This is a genomic window from Micromonospora sp. NPDC051924 (assembly GCF_055586005.1).
This window is the reverse complement of record NZ_JBVJJA010000114.1, coordinates 1-1483: the sequence shown is the minus strand read 5'-3', so window position 1 is coordinate 1483 and position 1483 is coordinate 1. Positions and strand designations below refer to the sequence as shown.

The following is a 1483-nucleotide window of genomic DNA, read 5'->3' as shown; positions in this document are numbered from 1 at the left end:
CTAGTGCGGTGTCCACTGACGTTCACCGGGTTTCCGGTGCAGCGTTGTGGGTCCTCGCCGTGTGGCGAGCGACTCCCCACCGGTTGGTGGGGCGGGCTTCCGCGGGCCACCTGATCCTCGCGCCGCCTGGGATGGGCGGCGGGGGTCACGTCGGGACTGGCCGGCACCGGGCAGGTGTCGGCCGGCTCGACGGTGCGTGACCACCCCGGGCACCACGACAGGTGTGGGGGTGGTGGGTCCGCCGCCCGGGATACGGGTGGCGATGGTGGCGGCCGCGACCAGGTCACGGTGTCCAGTGAAGGAGCAGTGCGGGCAGGACATGGTCCTGCCGCGGGGTTTCGGTACCCGCCGCCGGCAGGCGGGGCAGGTGGACGAGGTGCCACGCTCGTCGACCAGGTGGACGGTGATGCCGGCCAGGACAGCTTTGTCGATCAGGATCTGCAGGAGCCGGCCGATCTGCCACTGCCGCAGCCGCAGGTTGTGCTGCCGCCCCGCATCAATGTTCAACACCCCGCGTGGGTCGCCGACGTGCAGCACCCCGACCCGCTGCGTCACCGCCCAGGACACCACCGTGTGGGCGGCTTCGTGCTGGGCCTGGCGGACCCGACGCCGGTGCCGGCCCTCCACCAGCCGGGCCCGGCGGCGGTATTTGCGCCACCGCCGCGAACCCCGCTGACCAGGCTTCGGCGCACACCCCGCCGTCGCCCGGCGGCGGCCCTTCGTGTCCGCCAGATGCATCCGATGCTCCGCGCGGATCGCCCGCCCCGACACCAGCAGGCCCGCACCGTCCGGCCCGGCCACCGCGTACGGGTGGATGATCCCCAGATCCACCCCGGCAACCCGGTCCTGGTCCGGGCCCTGGCCGGGCAGGTAGGTCGCGACCGGGACTTCGGCGGTCACATCCAGGAACAACCGGCCACCCTCACACAACAGGGTGACCGACCGGACCTGCTCCACCGGATACGGCACCTCCCGCGCCAGCCTGACCCACAACGGCAGTCCGCCCTTGGCTACCGGGATCCGCACCCGACGCCCCTGGAGGGTGAACGTGCCGTGATACCAACGCACCGGCACCAACCGACGCCGCCGACGCGGGAACCGGGCCGACACGTCCCCGTCCTTACGGCGCTTCGCCGCGGCGAACCACGCGTCGGAGAACCGGCGCAACACCGACCGGGCCCCCGTGCTATCCAGCTCACCGAACGTGCCCGGCCCCGACCCGGACAGCTCCCGGCACAACGCCTGATAGCCACTCAACGGGGCGTCACGGCGGCGGCGCCGCCACGCGTTGACCTCCAACACGCACGCCCACACATCACCAGCCGAACGCAGCAACCCGAAACACCGCCGCCGCTGCCCCGACGTCACCCGCAACGCCACCCGCGCCGTGCGATACACCACCCGAGACGCAGACGGATCCCGACGACGAGGCACAACCCGACCCAACACCACCCGTACGACAAGAATCGCCGGCCACCAACCC

The 1483-nt window shown here is 72.2% G+C and carries 1 protein-coding gene; it reads right to left on the bottom strand.

Going from position 1 to position 1483, the window contains the following annotated elements; all coding sequences use genetic code 11:
* Positions 1-1368, bottom strand: coding sequence for an RNA-guided endonuclease InsQ/TnpB family protein (locus tag ACZ6S5_RS34860; protein WP_466006548.1), 1368 nt, complete (start codon positions 1366-1368; stop codon positions 1-3).
* Positions 1369-1483: the final 115 nt, after the last annotated feature.